This is a genomic window from Brevundimonas sp. TWP1-3 (assembly GCF_049896085.1).
Lineage (GTDB): Bacteria > Pseudomonadota > Alphaproteobacteria > Caulobacterales > Caulobacteraceae > Brevundimonas.
Window position 1 is genome coordinate 1,536,426 of the sequence record NZ_JAFCTP010000001.1, and the last position, 16,207, is coordinate 1,552,632.

At 64.9% G+C, this 16,207-nt stretch carries 14 protein-coding genes; 10 read left to right on the forward strand and 4 right to left on the reverse strand.

What is annotated here, in order from left to right; translation table 11 throughout:
• Window positions 1-125: 125 nt before the first annotated feature.
• The 3 genes from ACP693_RS07690 to ACP693_RS07700 all read left to right on the forward strand — a co-directional run bounded on the left by ACP693_RS07690 (window position 126) and on the right by ACP693_RS07700 (window position 2,689).
• Window positions 126-1,379 (forward strand): tyrosine-type recombinase/integrase, encoded by a 1,254-nt coding sequence (locus ACP693_RS07690; RefSeq protein ID WP_376853953.1) that lies wholly within the window; start codon window positions 126-128, stop codon window positions 1,377-1,379.
• A 260-nt stretch (window positions 1,380-1,639) separates the two neighbouring features.
• Window positions 1,640-2,146, forward strand: a complete 507-nt coding sequence (locus ACP693_RS07695) for a helix-turn-helix domain-containing protein (protein ID WP_013269054.1) — start codon at window positions 1,640-1,642, stop codon at window positions 2,144-2,146.
• A 3-nt stretch (window positions 2,147-2,149) separates the two neighbouring features.
• Complete coding sequence (locus tag ACP693_RS07700; protein ID WP_013269055.1) at window positions 2,150-2,689, forward strand: hypothetical protein; 540 nt, start codon at window positions 2,150-2,152, stop codon at window positions 2,687-2,689.
• Between the two features lie 259 nt (window positions 2,690-2,948).
• Here the strand turns inward: ACP693_RS07700 and ACP693_RS07705 are convergent, their stop codons facing one another.
• On the reverse strand, window positions 2,949-3,233 hold the full coding sequence (locus tag ACP693_RS07705; RefSeq protein ID WP_013269056.1) for a helix-turn-helix transcriptional regulator: 285 nt from the start codon (window positions 3,231-3,233) through the stop codon (window positions 2,949-2,951).
• 85 nt (window positions 3,234-3,318) lie between these two features.
• Complete coding sequence (locus ACP693_RS07710) at window positions 3,319-4,521, reverse strand: DUF3800 domain-containing protein (RefSeq protein ID WP_013269057.1); 1,203 nt, start codon at window positions 4,519-4,521, stop codon at window positions 3,319-3,321.
• Window positions 4,522-4,628: 107 nt separating this feature from the next.
• Here ACP693_RS07710 and ACP693_RS07715 point away from each other — a divergent pair, with 107 nt between their 5' ends.
• The 5 genes from ACP693_RS07715 (at window position 4,629) to ACP693_RS07735 (ending at window position 10,246) form a co-directional block, all read left to right on the forward strand.
• Window positions 4,629-5,075 carry a hypothetical protein gene (locus ACP693_RS07715; RefSeq protein WP_013269058.1) on the forward strand — a complete coding sequence of 149 codons (447 nt, stop codon included), beginning with the start codon at window positions 4,629-4,631 and terminating at the stop codon, window positions 5,073-5,075.
• A 236-nt stretch (window positions 5,076-5,311) separates the two neighbouring features.
• Window positions 5,312-7,318: a ParB/RepB/Spo0J family partition protein gene (locus ACP693_RS07720; RefSeq protein WP_426017691.1), complete on the forward strand. Its 2,007-nt coding sequence runs from the start codon at window positions 5,312-5,314 to the stop codon at window positions 7,316-7,318.
• Between the two features lie 22 nt (window positions 7,319-7,340).
• A complete protein-coding gene (locus tag ACP693_RS07725; protein WP_244093373.1) occupies window positions 7,341-8,411 on the forward strand; it encodes a HEPN domain-containing protein in 1,071 nt (356 codons plus the stop codon).
• A 578-nt stretch (window positions 8,412-8,989) separates the two neighbouring features.
• Entirely contained in the window at window positions 8,990-9,283 is a 294-nt protein-coding gene (locus ACP693_RS07730) for a DUF736 domain-containing protein (protein WP_134581297.1), read from the forward strand.
• Window positions 9,284-9,355: 72 nt separating this feature from the next.
• Entirely contained in the window at window positions 9,356-10,246 is an 891-nt protein-coding gene (locus tag ACP693_RS07735) for an ArdC family protein (RefSeq protein WP_134581296.1), read from the forward strand.
• A gap of 9 nt (window positions 10,247-10,255) precedes the next feature.
• On the opposite strand, the gene ACP693_RS07740 is transcribed toward ACP693_RS07735, so the two are convergent.
• Entirely contained in the window at window positions 10,256-11,518 is a 1,263-nt protein-coding gene (locus tag ACP693_RS07740) for a hypothetical protein (RefSeq protein ID WP_426017689.1), read from the reverse strand.
• 300 nt (window positions 11,519-11,818) lie between these two features.
• Between ACP693_RS07740 and ACP693_RS07745 the strand changes: the two genes are divergently transcribed.
• Together ACP693_RS07745 and ACP693_RS07750 are read left to right on the forward strand one after the other, a co-directional pair.
• Complete coding sequence (locus ACP693_RS07745; RefSeq protein WP_167309481.1) at window positions 11,819-12,337, forward strand: MobC family plasmid mobilization relaxosome protein; 519 nt, start codon at window positions 11,819-11,821, stop codon at window positions 12,335-12,337.
• On the forward strand, window positions 12,337-13,356 hold the full coding sequence (locus ACP693_RS07750) for a relaxase/mobilization nuclease domain-containing protein (RefSeq protein ID WP_134581293.1): 1,020 nt from the start codon (window positions 12,337-12,339) through the stop codon (window positions 13,354-13,356). The genes ACP693_RS07745 and ACP693_RS07750 overlap by 1 nt, the downstream gene beginning before the upstream one ends.
• Window positions 13,357-13,634: 278 nt before the next feature.
• Here ACP693_RS07750 and ACP693_RS07755 read toward each other — a convergent pair whose 3' ends face one another.
• Window positions 13,635-15,926, reverse strand: a complete 2,292-nt coding sequence (locus tag ACP693_RS07755; protein ID WP_426017687.1) for an AAA family ATPase — start codon at window positions 15,924-15,926, stop codon at window positions 13,635-13,637.
• Window positions 15,927-16,207 lie beyond the last annotated feature (281 nt).

Sequence of the window (16,207 nt, forward strand, 5' to 3'; positions counted from 1 at the left end):
CATACCGTCCTGACATCGGGCCAAGCCCTGACGGTATTCATTTCCAGCAAGTCTCTGAAATGGATGATAAAAAGCTGTCTTGGCGCGCCCGAATTCGAGGACCGACAGCCAGAGGCGATTATACCGTGCTAACCGACACCGCACTGAAGAATTTGCGTCCGAAAGCAAGGGCTTACAAGAGTACCGACAGGGACGGTATGTACGTCTATGTCTCGACGGGCGGCGCGATCTCATTCCGCTACGACTATCGGTTCAACGGCCGTCGAGAGACCATGACGCTCGGGCGTTACGGTCGGGCCGGGCTGACGCTGGCCCAAGCCCGCGAGCGGCTGATCGAGGTGAAGAAGGCGATCGCAGACGGGGTATCGCCCGCCGTTGAAAAGCAGCGCGCCAAACGTCGCTTGAAGGAAGCTCACGATTTCGCACAGGTCGCCCAGGGCTGGATGGACCGCGCGCCGATGGCGGACAGCACCCGCGACATGCGCCGGGCGATTTTCAATCGGGACATCCTTCCGAAGTGGAAGAACCGCCTGCTGAGCGAGATCACGCCTGACGACTTGCGGGCGCACTGCAAGGCGATCGTGGACCGCGGGGCGCCCGCGACGGCGATCCACGTCCGGGATATCGTCAAGCAGATCTACGGCTGGGCCATCCTCCACGGCGAGAAGATCGACAACCCGGCAGATGACGTGGGCCCGGCGTCCATCGCGACCTTCCGACCGCGCGACCGCTCGCTCACCCCCGCCGAAATCCGGATCATGCTGATGCTTCTGGGTGAGGTGGCGACCCTGCCAACCATCAGGCTCGGCCTGAAGTTCATCCTGCTCAGCATGGTTCGAAAGAGCGAACTTCAGGACGGGGTATGGACCGAGGTGGATTTCGACAATGCGGTCTGGTCGATCCCGGCGGCGCGCATGAAGCGCTCACGCCCTCACAACGTCTACCTCTCCACCCAAATGCTGGACATCCTGGTCGCCCTGAAGACCTGCGCCGGCAACTCGAAATACATCCTGCCGTCGCGCTACGACGCCGATGCGCCGATGTCGCGGGCGACCTTCAACCGCGTCACCAGTGCGATCGCTGAGAAGGCCGGTAAGGGTGATCTCCCGCTCGAACCCTTCACCGTCCACGACTTGCGGCGGACGGCCTCGACCCTGCTGCATGAGATGGGTTTCAACTCGGACTGGATCGAGAAGGGGCTGGCTCACGAAGAGCGATCCTCGCGCGGCGTCTACAACAAGGCGGAGTTCGAGACCCAGCGTCGGCACATGGCTCAGGAATGGTCGAACGCCGTGGATGCGTGGGAAGCGGGACGCGCCTATACCCCGGCGCTCGCCGCACCAGAGGTCAGCGCGCCGCGGTTCGATCCGAAATTCTGAAACGCATCCCAGGGATGCGAACAGAAAATTGGTGGACCCGTGGACGCCGACGACCAGGGGGTTGTTGTACTCCAATAGCGTCATGCGACACGGCGTCCTGAAACGCGCGGCGTGCTTATTCGGGGGACGGTGGCGACCGGGGCGGAGGGACGATGGCGTCCGGGGGTATGGGCGCCTATGTCCAGGGGAGAGGCGGGCCCGAACCATTCCGTTCAACGGTTTGAAGGTCCATTATATCGGCTCAATCAATGAGATCAACCATGAGCGAAACCACCAACAAGGTCGTCCCCCTCCGTCCCGCCGCCACGCCTGAGACGTCGCGCAAGGTCCTGGAGAAGCGGTGGACCAAGGGCGTGATCGACCCGGGCTTCACCTTCGTCCCTTCGGTCCTGCTCCGAGCCCAGGCTCGCCTGCACATCAACGCCACCGAACTCGCGGTGCTGATGCACCTGATCGACCACTGGTGGGAGGACGAGGAGATGCCGTTCCCCTCGAAGCGCAGGCTGGCCGAACGCCTCAGCGTGTCGGACAAGACCGTCCAGCGCGCCATCAAACGCCTCGAAGACGAAGGTCTCGTTCGTCGGATCGTGCGTCGCCATTCCAGCGGAGGGCAGGCCAGCAACATCTATGACCTCAAGCCCCTGGTCGAGAAGCTGAAGCCGATCGCCAAGGACATGATCGACGCGCGCGACAAGGCCGCCGCCACCAAGCGCGCGGCCGTTCGGCCGGGACTGCGCAAGCGGTCGCCGGACCTGTCCGGACTGTAGATCATGGCCGGGCCGTACTTTCCGCCGCTGGAGGTCGCGGGGCAGACGCTCGCGTTCGACCATCTCGAGCCCTTCGTTCTCGAGATGGCGACCCAGTCGCGTCCGAACGGCGTGAAGATCGATGTCCGGTTCAGCAACCACTGCTTCAGCGAAACCTTCGACGCCGCCCGGCACGACGACAACGCGGTGGCGGTCTGGGACGGCCCGAGGCGGCGCGTCTTCTGTCCGATCCGCTACGGGCTGTCGCAAGCGCTGCCGCATATCCTGAAAGGTCTGCCGACCGCGCATGTCTATCAGACCCCGGAGGCGAACTTCCTGCGGATCGGTGTGCGCAACGACGGCGGAGCAGGGGACTACAGGGTCTTCTTCAGGGTCAAGCGCGGCGCCGGCGCCGGCATCGATCTCAAGCTCTTCGTGGAAAGCGCCTACAGCCCTGAACCGGCGCAGGCGCTCGCCATCGCCCACATGAGCAAGGTTCGCTTCGCCGTGCTGGTCGACAAGACGCTGAAGGGCGAGAAGCTGAAGTTTCACCGGAAAAGATAAGGGCGCCCGGAGGCGCCCCTATCAGAAGTCACTCGGTAGCCGCTTCCGGGACCGAAATCCCTATCTCGCTCACGCGTGGACCTCCGAAGAGGCGGGTGAGGCTGTTTCAACCGATCTGGCCTCAGGAGGACATATAAGCCCCGGGGGTGAAGAAATCAATGATCAGCCCTGGACGTCCCTGTCCCGGTCTCCGGGTCACAACCGGCCCCGGATGAAGCATTCTATGACCATACTCGCTGATTTCTGAAGCGCACCCGGCTCACAGGTGCGGCCGGGCCGCGCCCAGCCCGTCGTGGACCGGGCGTGTTCGGCGCAGGCGCACATCCGGGGCCTTGGCCGCCGTGACCGGGGTGCGGCGGCGTTTCTCCAGCCAGGCCTGCACCTCCGACAGATCCCAGACCACGCATCGCGGCGTCAGCCGGAAGCGTTTGGGGAACTCCCCGCGCTGCTCCATTTCCCAGATGGTGCTGTCTGCGAGAGGCACCATCTGGCGCAGTTCCGGCTTCTTGATCGTTCGCGGCAGGGGCGAATGGGTCTGTCCCATGGAGCATCTCCTTGTTCCGGCCGATTCGAACCGAAAGATGCTGGAGGGTGAACACGCAGGCCTGCGGTGGCAGGCTTACGTGTCCTCAGCGCCGGTTTCGCAAGCGCTGGCCGACGGAGCCCGCTCGCTTGAAGGCCTGGACGTAGACCTTGGCCATCCCCTTGAGGGGGTCGGCTCCCAGCGCCGCGCGGCCCGCGAGGTGACGCAGGACGAACATATTGGCTTGTTTCTCGACCGCGGTCATCTGCGAGTCCCCCGCCGTCTCCGGCAGGATGTGATCCTCATGCAGATGGCGGTCCAGGTCGGCCTTGAGAGGCTGAAGTTCAGCAGGTGTGTTGCGGCCATAGAGCTGGGCGGCGAGGCCGGCGATCAGGTCGGCGATTTGAAGCGTCGGATTGTCATGCGACTGGCCGAACCGGATCGGCCCCGCGAGATTGAGCCTGGCGCTGACCACGCGGTTGCCGCCATGCAGAGGGAATTCCTCATCGCGACCGATGAAGCCGTCGAAGGTCGAGGCGATGCCCTGTAGCGGTTTGGAGTCGTCGCAAAGCACCTCGAGCTGCTGATGCTTGGGGCCGAAACCGTTGACGAGGAGCGACATCAGCGCGGTCGAAGTCAGGTCCAGCACCCATTTGGCGTACTCGGCGTCGTCCTTCAGGTGCTCGGTGCGCGCCTTGATCCGCTCGGCATAGCCCCGCGCGAACCGCAACACTTCGCCCAGGACCCGCGCATCCGCCGGCGCCTCTCCGGTCGCGGCGAAGACCGCGGGGGCGTCTGCGGGATCGAAACTGCGCATGAACGTCTCGAGCTGAAGGGCGAGGTCCTCGGCCGGTCCGCCGGCGGTCGCGATGCTTCGATAGACGGCTCCCGCGACCAGCCGATGAAGCCCGTGACGGTAAAAGAGCAGGCTGTTGTCCTCGAGCACAGGCTCCATGAGGTACTCGAACACCTTGCCCGCGAACGCCAGCCGCTTGTCCGCGACGAGGAAGCTGTAACGGCCCTCCATCCGGGCCAGCACGAGGCCCGCGATCTCGGGCCAGTCCCCCCGCTTCTTGAGTCCGGACGCCTTCAGTTCGGCGGCCTGGATGACCGGCTTGCGACCGTCGCGGATCTCCGCGATCAGCTGATTGGCGTCCTCAATGGACAGTTCGACCGCCGCATAGGCGAAGACCGGCTGGTCGTCCCGGAGCAGATTGGGCCCGGTGAAGCCGGACTCATCGAAGGATATCAGGGTGGGGGATGACAGGGCGTGGTCCTCGAAGTTCGCGCCGCCGCTTTCCGCCCGCAAGCGGAGGCGAGAGCCTCAATGTCCGAGTGAAGCTCTGCTTTGGTCGGAAGTCGAGAGCGTGTCATGCCTTCGGACCCGTCGGGCCGTCGACGGCGAGAGGACGAGACATGACGATCACCTTCGACGCCGATGATGTCGCCTATTTCGATGAGGTCCACGGGCGCCGCTCCGAAGCGCTTTGCCCGAAACCGCTTCAGGTCGTGTTTCGCGATGGTGATGCGGCGCGCCCCAACGACTGTCATGCCAACGCTGTGCGCTGGGCGGCGCAGACGCCGGACGCGATCCCGGTCCACGGCTGGTTGATCGAGGCGCAGGACGCGTTCCAGCTCCACATCGTCGCCCATTCCGTCGTTGCAGACGAGCGCGGACAATTGATCGACGTGACGCCGATGCCGATCGCTTCGCCGCGATTCATTCCTCACCGCGGGACAGGCGACGCCTTCTTCAGGCTCCTTCCTCGCTGCAACAGGGTGTCGTGGGCGGTGATCGACACGCTCGCACTGACGATCGACCTTGCCGACGGGACCAACGGTCCGGCGGGCGTCCAGAGCTAAGGGCTCCGCCCTCGCGCGCGCCAGGGTGAAGCGGCTGCGCCGCCGGACCGGCCGGTCTCCCCGACCTTCCGCGCCGGCGATCGTCTTCATGATCATCATCAAGGTCAGGCTTGTGCAGGTCGGGCGATCCCCCTCCGGCCGGTCCGCCCTGGCCCTTGCTACCCCGGTCTCGCCGACGGGCAGGGTTTCAGGCGCGCAGTTCGCGTGCCTGCAACCCATGCCCAAAGGAGGCAGACATGACGGCTCAATCCATCGAAACCATCGCGACCGAAGCGACCGCGCCGCAACACGGCGCGGAACTCATCGTGCCGCTGAACCGGCTCAAGGCCTCGCCGAAGAATGCGAGGAAGACCCCGCATAGCCCGGCGACCATCGAGGCCTTCGCGGCCTCCATTAAGGCCAAGGGGGTGTTGCAGCCGCCCGTGGTCGAGATCGAGCGGAACGATGAGGGCGCGCCTACGGGAAACTACCTAGTGACGATCGGCGAGGGGCGTCGTCAGGGACTTCGGCTGCTGGCCAAGCGCAAGACGATCAAGCGGACCCATCCGGTTCGGGTCATCGTGGACGCCGAGAACGACGCCCACGAGATCAGCCTCGATGAGAACATGACCCGCGAGGCCATGCATCCCGCCGACCAGTTCGAGGCCTTCCAGCGGCTCGCCGTTGAGAAGGGCTACGGCCCCGAGGAGATCGGCGCCCGGTTCGGGGTGTCGGCCCATGTCGTGCGCCAGCGCCTTCGGCTTGGGTCAGCGGTCCCGGAGTTGATGGCGGCCTATCGGGCCGGGACGCTGGCTCTGGATCAGCTGACCGCCTTCTGCGTCAGCGAGGATCAGGACCGGCAGCGGCAGGTGCTGGAGCAGGTCGGCCCCCATACCCCGGCCTACGCCATCCGGCGCGCCATGACCGAGGCCAAGGTGAGCGTCGGCGACCGGCGCGTCCGGTTTGTCGGCGTCGAGAACTACGAGGCGGCGGGCGGTCCGGTGCTGCGCGACCTGTTCACCGAAGACGGCGGCGGCTGGCTGGAAGACGTGGTCCTGCTGGATCGGCTGGTCGGCGAGAAGCTGGCCGGGCTGGCCGACGAGGCGCGCGAGCGGGAAGGCTGGACGTGGGCGGAGCCCGCCCTGGATTATCCGGACGTCTCGGCCTTCGGGCGGGTCTATCCGGTGGCCGTCGAACGGTCGGAGGCGGACGCCGCCGAGATCGCGGCCCTGTCGGAGGAGTATGACCGGATCGTCTCCGAGGCGGGCGCGGAGGGGCTGTCGCCCGAAGCGGACGCGCGGCTGGAGGAGATCGACAAGGCCTTGCAGGCCTTCGGCCCGGACTTCGACTACGCCGCCGACGCCAAGGCGCGGGCGGGGGTCATGGTGATGCTCGGCCATGACGGTCTGGCCCGTTTCGAGCGCGGACTGGTCCGCGCCGAGGACGCCGTGGCGCCGCCGCCCGAGGAGGAGGCCGAGGAGGACGGTGGCGACGCAGACGCCGGGAGAGGCGGGGGCGCGCCCGAGCCGGAAGAGGCCGGGAGCGCCCTGTCGGACCGGCTGGTCATCGACCTCACGGCCCACAAGACCATGGGGCTGCGCGATGCGGTGCAGGCCGATGTGGGCGTGGGGCTGGCGACCATAGTCCACGCCCTGGCCCTGCAGGTCTTCTATCCGGGCTATGGCCTCTGGACGCCGCTCCAGCTTCGCCTGACGGCGACCGGGCTGGAGCGTCTGGCGCCGGGGGTCGAGGACGGGCCTGCCGGGAGGCGGGTTCGCGACCGGTGCGAGGCTTGGGGCGCGCGACTGCCCGAGCGCGCCGAGGACCTGTGGGGCGTGGTGTTCGGATTGGCTCCATCGGAACAGTTGGACCTGATGGCCTGCTGCGCCGGGGTCGGCCTCTACGCCGTGCGTGACCCGCACGACCGGCGACCCGGCGCCTTGGAGCAGGCCGAGACGCTGGCGACGGTGGTCGGCCTCGACATGACCGGGACTTGGTCGGCGACGGCGGCCAGCTACTTCACGCGCGTTCCGAAGACGCGGGTGCTGGAGGCGGTGACGGAGGCCGTCAACCCAGAGGAGGCGGGCCGTCTCGCCGGGTTCAAGAAGGGCGACATGGCTGAGGCGGCGGAACGGCTGGTCGAGGGCAAGGGGTGGCTGCCCTCTGTGCTCCGGACTGTGTCCGATGCGGCGGAGGCGGAGGCGGAGGGTCGAGACGCGGACGAACCGCGCGATGACGACGCCTATTCGTTCGCGGCTGAATAGCCGCCGCTGAAACACTGAAAACTTGCCGCGCGCCCTTTGGGGGCGCGCGGCTTTTCTATGGGCGCCGCCGTGCGGCGGCGAATACCACTGTACGCATTGGAGGAAGCTCGCTCGACGAGGCGGACAGGTCGAAGACGGCGTATTCAGCCTTGCCGTGTGCGGCCGTATCGCGGAGACTCCAGCCATGAAGAAAAGCCTCGATCATCTGCCGCTGCGCAAACAGGCCGAACTCCGTCAGGTGGTCGAGACCGTGCGCGCGGCGTTCGAGGAGGCGATCTCGACCCGCCGCGCCGCGCGGTTGAAGGACGGCAAGATTCTCAAGGTCATCCTCTACGGAAGCTATGCGCGCGGCGACTGGGTGCATGACCCCGTCGGGCGCTATTTCTCGGATTTCGACCTCCTGATCGTCGTCGATCATGAGGACCTGACCGACGGCGAATTCTGGTACGAGGCCGAAAACCGCACCATGCCCATCGGGCCTGACATCCGCACGCCCGTTAGCCTCATCGTCCATTCGCTCGACGACGTGAACGAGCAACTGGATCGCGGTCGCTACTTCTTCGCCGACATCGTGCGGGAGGGCGTGCTGCTCCATGACACGCCGGGCGCCAAGCTGCACAAGCCGGCGGACCTCAAGGCGCGCGTGGCGCTGGAGGAGGCCGAGCGGCACTATGCGAAGTGGATGGCGACGGCGGCAGGAGCGCAGGAGATAGCTCGATCGTCGATGCAAACGCAGCCGAACTGGGCAGCGTTCATGCTCCATCAGACAGCCGAGCATCTGTATCACGCCGTGCTGTTGGTCGTGACGCTTTACAGCGCGAAGGCTCACAATCTCGCCTTCCTGCGCAAGAAGGCCGAGACCATCGATCCGCGTCTCGCCGAGGCCTTGCCTCGCGAGACCAAGTTCGAACGCCGCTGCTTCGAGCTCCTGCGCGAGGCCTATGTGAAGGCGCGATACTCCGAACACTACAAGATCAGCGCCGAGGAACTGGCTTGGCTGACCGAACGGGTTGAGGTGCTGCGGAGTCTGACCGTGACTGTCTGTCAGGAACGCCTTGCCCAGCTGCGCGGCGAGACCGACGGTGCCGATTGATCGGCAGTCGGAGAGGCGTTTGCTGTCCCGCGAACGGCTTTCCAGGTGGCGGGTGTGATCAAGGATGGCGCCTGCGCCATTCTGATCACGGAGCGGGGTATCGCCTCCTGCCCCGACCACCCGATCTTGCCTCTGCGGCCCGAGGAGGGTGCGGCCTGACTCGATCTTCAGCGTCCCGAGTCCGATGCAGGACCAGCTCTGCTCAGGGGCGCCTCGACGTCGAGACGGTCTTCCGGATCACGGCCTGAGCTTGGACGACCGAGGGGGCACTACCGTTTGTGCGTTGCCTGCTGTGTTGGGGTAAGGCGGCGGCCATCGTCTCGCATCCTTTTCGCGCCAGCCGGCGCGGCCTCTCGATGAGGCGGATCTGACCGAAGCCCGGTCGGCTGGCGCAACCGCTTTCGCGACTTTCATCCCCGGCCTGACGGCCTTCCTCGCGAAACAAGAAAGTCTCTCTTCGCGGTCCTCCGCTCCGCTGCGGGGCTCGCTTCGCTCTGCCTGCGCGCCGCCCGGGCCCCGGTCTCTCGATCGCCATCGAGGCCGCGGCAGGCGTGGCCCGAAGCAAAGGAGAGACTGACATGGCCACCATCGGCACCTTCACCGCTCAAGGCGACGGCTACACCGGTTCGATCAAGACCCTCACCCTCAACGTCAAGGCGGCGGTTCTTCGGCCCAACGAGAAGAGCGACGACAAGGCCCCCGACTTCCGGATCTTCGCGGGCCAGACCGAGTTCGGCGCCGCCTGGAAGAAGACGAGCCAGCAGAACCGCGAGTACCTCTCGGTCAAGCTCGACGATCCGAGCTTCCCGGCGCCGATCTACGCCTCCCTGGTGGAGGTCGAAGGCGGACAGAGCCTGATCTGGTCTCGCTGATCCAAGAGCCGCGGCGGCGCGGAGACCGCGCCGCCGCTCCTTCTTCCCACAATCCATTTCAAGGAGGCGGCCATGACGCGCCCCGCCGACCCCGCACGCCCGGACATCCACACCCGTATCACCCAACAGATCATCACCCAGCTCGAAGCCGGGGTCCGTCCCTGGGCCCAGCCCTGGAAATATTCAGCCTCCGTCAGCCGTCCTCTGCGTCACGACGGGACGCCCTACAACGGCATCAATGTCATCCTGCTCTGGGGCGAAGCCGCCGACCGGGGCTACACCCGGCCGACCTGGATGACCTTCCGGCAGGCGCTGGCGCTGGGCGCCCACGTCCGCAAGGGCGAACGCGGCGCGACCGTGGTCTACGCAAACCAGATTGTCCGCGAGGATACCGGAGAGCCCGGGGAGGGCGTCGAGCGCCGCATCCCCTTCCTGAAGGCCTACACCGTCTTCAACCTGGATCAGATCGAAGGTCTTCCCGATCGCTTCGGCGAGCCCGAAGCCCAGGACATCAACCCCGACGAAAGGATCGCGCAAGTCGACGCCTTCTTCCGCCACTGCGGCGCCGACGTCCGCCACGGCGGTGGGGCCGCCTACTACGCGCCAGGCCCGGATTTTGTGCAGATGCCGCCGTTCGAATGCTTCGAGACGGCGGACGCCTACTACAGCACCCTCGGTCACGAGATGACCCACTGGACGCGGCACCCCACCCGTCTCGACCGGGACTTCGGCCGCCAACGCTTCGGTGACGCTGGCTATGCGCGCGAGGAACTGGTCGCCGAACTGGGCGCGGCCTTCCTTTGCGCGGATCTCGGCTTGGCGCTCGAACCTCGCGAAGACCACGCCGCCTATATCGCCAGTTGGCTGCAGGTGTTGAAGGACGACGTGCGGTTCGTGGTCTCGGCCGCCTCGCATGCGCAGAAGGCAGTCAATCACCTCAAGGCGCTGCAGCCCTCGCCCTGAACTCGGCCGCTAAGCGTTCGGCGGTCGCGCGGCATCCCCGGCGACCGGCCCAACGCCCACGATGCGTCGGATGAGGGCGCGCATCAGATCGGCGAGCGCGATGAGGGTCTCATCATCTTCCTGGCTCGAATACGGAGACACGAGGTTTCCGTGCATGACCGCATGGCGGACTTTCTGCCAAGCCTTGACCTGATCTCGTGTGATCGCGGCGTCGGCGACGAGTGCGCGCATGGCGACGGCCGTCGTGATCTCGGCCGTTCTCTGCACGGCGCGGATGGCCGCCTCCTTCTTGGCGTGGTCGCCGGACCAGGCGCGGATGTGGCAGATCAGATCGGTGTTGGCCTCAAGATCGGCGTCCTCCCGCCGGGTTCCGCGAGGATACAGCATCGAGACCAGCCCCTCGATGCTGCTGGCGAGGGTCATCGCCCAGACCCAGCGTGACCCGCGCGCCGCCTGAATCACCTCCTCGTGGAAGTGGGTGACCGGATTGGCCTCGAAGTTTCGTCCATCTCCCGTCCGCGCCGAGGCGACATGCGTCAGGAGCGCGGCGTACAGGGTCCAGAACCCGGCCTTGTCCCACCCCGCGGCCCCGTCGATCCACAAGGCTGTCCAGTCGGAGTCCCGTGTCCAGGAAGGGGAGGGCCTTACAGCGAGCATCGCTTGGCCGTCCGACTGAACGCGGGCGACCATGCGTGGAAACACCAATTGGCCGAACAGGATACGCAGAGGTTCGCCCAGCCAGTTCTCCGTGTAGGTCAGCGGGAGCGACTCCGAGGCTGGTGTTGAAATCGTCAGCATGGAAAGGGCGCGATCAAACCTGAAGGTGACGGTCTGGCCCATCACCTCGAGGTCGAATCTCGGTTCTGGCGGAAGGCGGTCACGAGGGGTCGTGACGAAGTCCGCCAGCAACTGCGCGGCGTGATGCTTGGTCGGGATGAGGAAGCGAACTTCTGTCGATCCTTTCGGCGTCAGTTCAGAGCGGCCGCCCCCCATGAAGGACTCGGTTTCGCCCTCGAAGGTCCAGGCGCCGTCGCCGGTGCGGAAGCTTGGGACGGTCCATCCGCCCGCGTACTCGGTTCCATCGTTATCCTCGAGCACCAATCGGAACCGCGATAGGCCGTCATAGCGGTCAGCCTTCTGTCGCCGCATCTGTTCAAACACATAGGCGGGGTTCTCGGGCTCGCCGATCAGGGTGAACTCGAAGCGGTTGGCGGAGACGACCCGAAGCTCGCCCGAACCGGCGACCAGATCCGGCTCATGGTCACGCGCCATCAACCGCATCTTCGGAAAGGCGTGAACGCTTGAGATCGCGGAAAACCGGGAGAAGTCGTCGAGAAGCGACACGGGTGCGGTGATCCTGAGACACGTTCGAGGGAGTGATGGAGGTGGCTGTGGAATGCGCGGTTGTCCAGCACCCGCCCGGCTGGGGCGCCCCTCAGGGCGGCGGGCGAGCGGCCGGCTTCGGACGCCGAGGGGAGGGCGGACAGCACCGGAGGCCTACGGGGCGAGGATGGTGACGGTCTAGGGCAGGATAGGCTTTGCGCCGGCATTGTCAGACACATCACCTCGCCCATGGACCGCCTCACCGTACGCCTACCAACTGATCTGATCCGACGGTTCGACGCCGCGGCGACCGGGCGGGGCGGTCGGTCGCGTCTCCTGCGCCGTCTCATCGAGGCCGCTGCACAGGCCGCCCTTCCAGAGCTCGCCGCACCGTCCGTGGGTCGGCTCGACACCAAACTGTCTCTCCGTCTGACCTCTGACGACATGGCGCTGCTGGAGCTCGAGGCGGCTCGCACGGGCCTGTCCCGCACCCAATGGACGGTCGCCTTAATCAGGCGGCGCCTCCATGAGCGGCCTCAGCTTTCGCGATCCGAAGCCATCGCCTTCATAGGTATCCAGCGGGAGCTGCGGCGCATCGGCGTCAACGTGAACCAGATCGCCAGGGCGATGAACACCGCCGTCCTCGAGGGCAAGGTGCTCGATCTGGAGGTCGCTCAACTCGCCGATTTCGCCGTCGAGATCCGCGCTCATCTCGGCGGGGTCCACGACGCCTTCAAGGGCAACCTCCACTATTGGTCGGACCGCTGATGGCGGACTTCGTCCAGGTTCGTGGGTTCGAGGAAACGGTGCGCCCACCGGTCCGGCAAAAGCGCGCGCGCCTGACCGATCCGACAGGGCAGATCGCACGATCCCGCCCCGACATGGCCCCCCGCGTGCGGCTCGATCGGATCGCCCGACGCGTGCCGGAGGTGATGGTCAAGATCACGGGGCGGACCCGCGACGGCGGTCACCTACAAAACCATCTCGCCTACATCGGGCGGAACGGAAAACTTCCGCTTGAGGGGCCGGACGGCGAGCGGCTCCAGTCCCGGGCCGAGGTCGGGAGGCTCGTCGGAGATTGGATGGCGGAAGTCGAGGCGGATCCACGTCGTCGCAAGGACAGCGCGGTCAGCCTTTCCATTGTGCTCAGCATGCCGCCGGGCACGGACCCGTTCCGCATGCACGATGCGTCGCGGGCCTTCGCCGGCCAGATGTTCGGCGACAGCCATCCCTATGTCTTCGCCTTCCACGCCGACGAGCGGCATCCCCATGTCCATCTGACGGTTCGGACCCTTGGCCACGACGGACACAAGCTCAACCCGCGCAAGGCGGATCTCGAGCAGTGGCGGCAGGCCTTTGCGGCCGCTCTGCGGGATCGCGGGGTTGAGGCTGAGGCGACCCCGAGGCGCACGCGAGGCGTCGTGCGCAAGGCGGAGCAGGGGGTTCTCCGAATAATTAGGTCTCGCTTCAGCCAGGGCCAGTGCGAACCACCCAATATCGACGCGGCGGCCGTGCGGGAGGCGCTCGACAAAGCGAGAAAGACGCCGTGGGTCGAGGCGGGTCGCGCGCGACAGGCGGACGTCCGCCGCTACTTCACAGCCCAAGCACTTGCGTTGTCCCGTTCAGATCGGGAGGAGGATCGTGAGTTGGGCGCGGCGCTCGCGGCGTTCGTGAAGGACATGCCGTCCGTCCGGACGCGCGGTGAGGAGATTTCCGCTAAGATCGACCTCCGTCGGCAGCTTGAGGAGGACGGCAAGCGGCTCGGTGAACGATCGAGGCATCGCTGAGGTACGGTCCCCGGCGTTCGGGCCATCAACACAACACGGATCTCGGCGGCATCTCGTCCGAACAAAGGAGCGTCCACACCGATTGATACCTCCTGCCGTGGTGCCCTTTGACCGCTGCTGACTCATAGAGGCGGTTGGTGATGTCCGCTTTCGGGTGAGACTCTACCTTGGACTGGACGCCATCCGTGATGGAGCCGTCGATCCAGAAATGTTCAAACCCGACAGACTCGATCTTCGAGAATGTCGATGCCTAGAACCTGTCCGGCGGGTCCGCGACGTCAGGATGAAAGCGCGACGAGGCCGTCATAATGACCAGGCGCCACTGCCTTGATCATCTCGAGTAGGTGTTTGGTGTTCTTCTGGGTCTCGGACACCAGTGCCGGGTCAAAGCCCTTTCCCGTCATATGGGACAGGTCGTTGGCAAACTTGAAGATGGCCGTGCGCTTGTGTGGATCGAAACCGGTCGCTTCGAGCTTGTCGTAAAGCGTGCTCTTGGCGGGAATATGGAACTCTAGGAAGGTCTCCAGCACCTTCCGGGCAACATTGGGAATGTGATAGGCGCTCGCGATCGTTCCGTCGGCTTCGTACTTGTGGAGTGTCTTGAACAGGTACTGATATTCCGACGCGTGTTCCTGGAGCAGCTGGTCGAGCTTGCAGATTCTGGAGAACCGGCCCGTCGGCGTCTCACTGCAGACGAGCATGAAATAAGCCTTGCCGCCCGCCTTCTTCGGAATGCCGCGGAACCAGTTTAGGACCAGCTTGAGGAAGTCGAAATTGTGGGTGAAGACGAACACCTGTTTGGCGTCCTTCACCGCATTCTTCATATAAGAAAAAGCTTGGTAGATTGACGTGGAGTCCAGGCTTGAGATCGGGTCGTCGATCACAACGACGCCTTCGCCCAGATCGAACGACTGATCCGAGAGTCCGACGATGAAATAGACGAAGGCGATGGCGGTCTTTTCGCCTTCGCTGAGACGTTTGGCCGGCTTTCCGCGCCTGTGGACCAAGTAGCCTTCGTCGGCCGACGCGAAGCTCAACTCGTCGCGGCCGAGGAAGGTCTTGAGCTTCTGAGTCAGGTCCGCGCCGGCTGTATGCGCGTTCGCCACCTTGGCCTTCTTTTCCACGATGGACGCCTGTAGCTCTTCGAGGCTTCTCGTGGCAAAGGGTTCGATCGACCCGGACTGATGATCGGATATCAGTTTCCGCTGCGTGCTAACCTCCGCGTCGATCGCGATGACCTGATCGGAAATCGACGACAGGTAATGGCTTTCCAGCGCGGTGCGCGCGGTGTCCTTTTCAGCCTCGAAACTCGCGCATTTCTCATTGTGGCGCATCGTGACGGCCTCGAGCCTACCAGCTGAGCCCAACAGGTCCTCAAAATCAACCGTCAGCGCGGTGTCGTAGGACGTCGTCCGCAGGGACAGTTTCCCGTTTAATGCACCGGTCGCTTCAGCCAGTTTGGCGAACAAGGCCGTGCGGGCGACCTCGAAAGCGTCCGTCGCCGCCGCCGCCTCGTCGCGCAGTTCGGAATAGAGCGCGAGCTTCTCCGGCGGCTGAAGCCGCTTGGCCTGTTCGCGCAGAACCTCGATGTGCCGCAATTCGGTTTCGATGGAGAACTTCAGCTCCTGATCTTCGTCACTGAAGTGCGCAGCGAGCTCGGCCAAGCGTGCGGCCGGCATGGGCTGGGCGCAGAACTCGCACAGCTCGCTCCCATGTTCGCGATGGATCTTGAGGCCTGCATCGACCCATTGGTCGATATCGGGATTGGCGGCCAGCCGTGCAATCACGGCCGCCTGGGCGGTTCGCAGGGTCGTTCGTCCGACGTCGGCGAGGGATATGGTCACCTCTTCCACAAAGGGCCTCGGCCCGTCCTGTCTCAACTGAGGGGGAAGGGCGAAGACATCGATAGCTTCCATCTCGTCTTGCTTGACGGTTGCCCGGTGGCGCTCGAAAGCCTCCGCCTCCAGCTGCGCGAACGTCGTCATCTTCGAATAGGCGACTTCGGCATTCGGGCGGCGGTAGCTGCGAAGCGTGGCGCCGCTAGTGGCCTCGCCGATAGCCTTTGCAATTGCCGAGAACAGTCTTCCCCGCTCGGTCTCCAGCTTTGTGATGGACGTTTCGGCGGCGTCGATCGCCTTGGTCCGATCAAGCACCGCGGCTTGCTCAAGGACGAGCTCGGCGGCCAAGGCCTTGTTCTTCTCACCGACGATCAGGACGTGGGGAATGGGGCCTTCACAACCGCCGACATTCGCTTCGATGAAGTCGGCGTTGAAGGTTCGGACCTTCCGGGGGTAGGCGACGCCTTGAGTGATCACGCCGGAGGGGCACTGAACCGAGTACCGAAGGTCAGGGTGGTCGGCGTGGGAGCCCGTTTCGAGCGCGGAGAACATTCTGGACAGGGTAGTCTTGCCCGATCCGTTCTCGCCGAAGATGACGTTGAACCGTTCGAAATCTGCTAAGTCCTTCGCAGCGGCGTACTTCGTAAAGACGCCGAGGCCGTCGACTTTCTTGATAGATGAAAGCATTGTTTGTGGCGTGCTCTGGAACTCGATCGCGTGGCGAGTCCACATTTCCGAAGCTGCATTGTCAGGCCGGGAATGGCAACGCCTTCAGGTTGTTCGCCGATCCTAATGCACGGCCAGACCGGATAAAGGGCTTCTACGCTTCGCTACGGGCCGTTGTTGAAGCGTTGCGCAATCCAAACGTCCGGCCTCGAAAATTTTCGCTCTTGGTGCATTTGAGATACTGCCCCAGTGCCAGACCGGAAAGATAATTCCTTTCTCGTCCGTGGCGGTGCCTTTGTGGAGACGTGTCGTCTGGGGCCAAACCCGCTAGCCTCGGGAGAATGACG

Excerpts from the sequence above, each read along its gene's own strand:
- ACP693_RS07695 (WP_013269054.1), top strand. The coding sequence starts at position 1,640 with ATGAGCGAAACCACCAACAAGGTCGTCCCCCTCCGTCCCGCCGCCACG.
- ACP693_RS07700 (WP_013269055.1), top strand. The coding sequence starts at position 2,150 with ATGGCCGGGCCGTACTTTCCGCCGCTGGAGGTCGCGGGGCAGACGCTC.
- ACP693_RS07705 (WP_013269056.1), bottom strand. The coding sequence starts at position 3,233 with ATGGGACAGACCCATTCGCCCCTGCCGCGAACGATCAAGAAGCCGGAA.
- ACP693_RS07715 (WP_013269058.1), top strand. The coding sequence starts at position 4,629 with ATGACGATCACCTTCGACGCCGATGATGTCGCCTATTTCGATGAGGTC.
- ACP693_RS07720 (WP_426017691.1), top strand. The coding sequence starts at position 5,312 with ATGACGGCTCAATCCATCGAAACCATCGCGACCGAAGCGACCGCGCCG.
- ACP693_RS07730 (WP_134581297.1), top strand. The coding sequence starts at position 8,990 with ATGGCCACCATCGGCACCTTCACCGCTCAAGGCGACGGCTACACCGGT.
- ACP693_RS07735 (WP_134581296.1), top strand. The coding sequence starts at position 9,356 with ATGACGCGCCCCGCCGACCCCGCACGCCCGGACATCCACACCCGTATC.
- ACP693_RS07740 (WP_426017689.1), bottom strand. The coding sequence starts at position 11,518 with ATGGCGCGTGACCATGAGCCGGATCTGGTCGCCGGTTCGGGCGAGCTT.
- ACP693_RS07745 (WP_167309481.1), top strand. The coding sequence starts at position 11,819 with ATGGACCGCCTCACCGTACGCCTACCAACTGATCTGATCCGACGGTTC.
- ACP693_RS07750 (WP_134581293.1), top strand. The coding sequence starts at position 12,337 with ATGGCGGACTTCGTCCAGGTTCGTGGGTTCGAGGAAACGGTGCGCCCA.
- ACP693_RS07755 (WP_426017687.1), bottom strand. The coding sequence starts at position 15,926 with ATGTGGACTCGCCACGCGATCGAGTTCCAGAGCACGCCACAAACAATG.